This window comes from Rhodococcus sp. CX, assembly GCF_015865005.1.
GTDB lineage: Bacteria > Actinomycetota > Actinomycetes > Mycobacteriales > Mycobacteriaceae > Rhodococcus.
Window position 1 is genome coordinate 1 of the sequence record NZ_JADZGH010000207.1, and the last position, 2,535, is coordinate 2,535.

Sequence of the window (2,535 nt, forward strand, 5' to 3'; positions counted from 1 at the left end):
CGGTCCCAAGCCCGGCGGACCGCGTCCCGGCCCGAAGCCGCCACGTGTCGGCAACAATCCCTACTCGTCGGCTCCCGCGGAGCGTCCGGCACCGCGTCCCGGCGCCCCTCGCCCGGGTCAGGGCGGTCCCCGTCCGACGCCCGGCCAGGGTCGTCCCGCGGGCGGTCCGGGTGGGCCCCGTCCCACTCCCGGCCAGGCCGCTCCGCGCCCGGCCGCCGGTCCCGGCGGACCTCGTCCGGCTCCCGGCCAGGGCGGACCGCGTCCGTCTCCGGGCTCGATGCCCCCGCGCCCGAACCCGGGTGCGATGCCGCAGCGTGCGGCACGTCCGGCCGCGACCGGTCGTCCGGGTCGTCCCGGCGCACCGGGTGGTCGTCCGGGCGGCGGTGGCGGCGGCTACCGCGGCGGTGGAGCCGGTGGCGGCGCAGGTGCCGGTGCCGGTGCAGGTGCCGGAGCAGCCGGTGGCTTCCGGGGTCGTCCCGGTGGCGGCGGTGGCGGTGCCGGTCGCGGTGGGCGCGGCGGCACGGCCGGTGCGTTCGGCCGTCCCGGTGGTGCTCCGCGTCGCGGCCGTAAGTCGAAGCGGCAGAAGCGGCAGGAATACGACTCGATGCAGGCACCGGCAGTCGGCGGTGTCCGGCTGCCCCGCGGCAACGGCGAGACCATCCGGCTCGCCCGCGGCGCGTCGCTGTCCGACTTCGCGGAGAAGATCGACGCGAACCCGTCGGCACTGGTCCAGGCGCTGTTCAACCTCGGCGAGATGGTCACCGCCACTCAGTCGGTGAACGACGAGACCCTCGAGCTGCTCGGCTCGGAGATGAACTACGTCGTCCAGGTCGTCAGCCCCGAGGACGAGGACCGCGAGCTGCTCGAATCGTTCGACATCCAGTACGGCGAGGACGAGGGCGGCGAAGAGGACCTGCAGCAGCGTCCGCCGGTGGTGACCGTCATGGGTCACGTCGACCACGGTAAGACCCGACTGCTCGACACGATCCGCAAGGCCAACGTCCGTGAGGCCGAGGCCGGTGGCATCACCCAGCACATCGGCGCCTACCAGGTGCTCACGCACCTCAACGGCGAAGACCGGCTCATCACCTTCATCGACACCCCGGGTCACGAGGCGTTCACCGCCATGCGTGCCCGCGGTGCGAAGTCGACGGACATCGCGATCCTCGTGGTCGCCGCCGACGACGGTGTCATGCCGCAGACGGTCGAGGCGATCAACCACGCCCAGGCGGCCGACGTGCCGATCGTGGTCGCGGTCAACAAGATCGACAAGGAGGGTGCGAACCCTCAGAAGATCCGCCAGCAGCTCACCGAGTACGGCCTGGTCACCGAGGAGTACGGCGGCGACACCATGTTCGTCGACATCTCCGCGAAGCAGGGCCTGAACATCGACCAACTGCTCGAGGCCGTGCTGCTCACTGCCGATGCGGCCCTCGACCTGCGGGCCAACCCGGACATGGAGGCCCAGGGCGTCGCGATCGAGGCTCACCTCGACCGTGGTCGCGGCCCGGTCGCCACCGTGCTGGTCCAGCGCGGCACCCTGCGGGTCGGCGACTCCATCGTCGCCGGCGACGCGTACGGCCGCGTGCGCCGCATGGTCGACGAGCACGGCGAGGACGTCCTGGAGGCTCTGCCTTCGCGTCCGGTCCAGGTCATCGGCTTCACGTCGGTGCCCGGCGCCGGCGACAACCTCGTCGTCGTCGAAGAGGACCGCATCGCCCGGCAGATCGCCGACCGCCGCAATGCGCGCAAGCGCAACGCGCTGGCCGCGAAGAGCCGCAAGCGGATCTCCCTCGAGGATCTGGATGCCGCGCTCAAGGAGCACAACGAGCTCAACCTCATCCTCAAGGGCGACAACTCGGGTACCGTCGAGGCCCTCGAAGAAGCGCTCATGGGGATCGAGATCGACGACGAGGTGCGCCTGCGGGTCATCGACCGCGGTGTCGGTGGTGTCACCGAGACCAACGTCAACCTGGCTGCTGCCTCCAACGCGGTGATCATCGGCTTCAACGTCCGTGCCGAAGGCAAGGCGACGGAGCTGGCGAACCGCGAGGGCGTCGACATCCGCTACTACTCGATCATCTACCAGGCGATCGACGAGGTGGAGAAGGCCCTCAAGGGCATGCTCAAGCCGATCTACGAAGAGGTCGAGCTCGGCCGCGCCGAGATCCGCGCCATCTTCAAGTCCTCGAAGGTCGGCAACATCGCGGGTTGCCTCGTGCAGTCCGGCATCGTCAAGCGCAACGCGAAGGCACGGTTGCTCCGCGACAACAACGTCGTCGCCGAGACCGTCACCATCTCGTCGCTGCGCCGCGAGAAGGACGACGTCACCGAGGTCCGCGAGGGCTACGAGTGCGGTATGACGATCACCTACTCCGACATCAAGGTCGGCGACGTGATCGAGGCCTACGAGCTGCGCGAGAAGCCGCGCGACTGACGGCACTGCCGTCGGGTGACAGCTGACGGCACCGCCGTCGGGTGACAACTGACGGCACCGCCGTCGGGGCGGCGGGCGAGCAATCGTCCGCCGCCCCG

The 2,535-nt window shown here is 70.5% G+C and carries 1 protein-coding gene; it reads left to right on the forward strand.

Annotated elements, in window-relative coordinates; genetic code table 11:
* A partial coding sequence (gene infB / locus I0Q12_RS22660; RefSeq protein ID WP_197254954.1) for a translation initiation factor IF-2 occupies window positions 1-2,437 on the forward strand: 2,437 nt, incomplete at its 5' end.
* Window positions 2,438-2,535 lie beyond the last annotated feature (98 nt).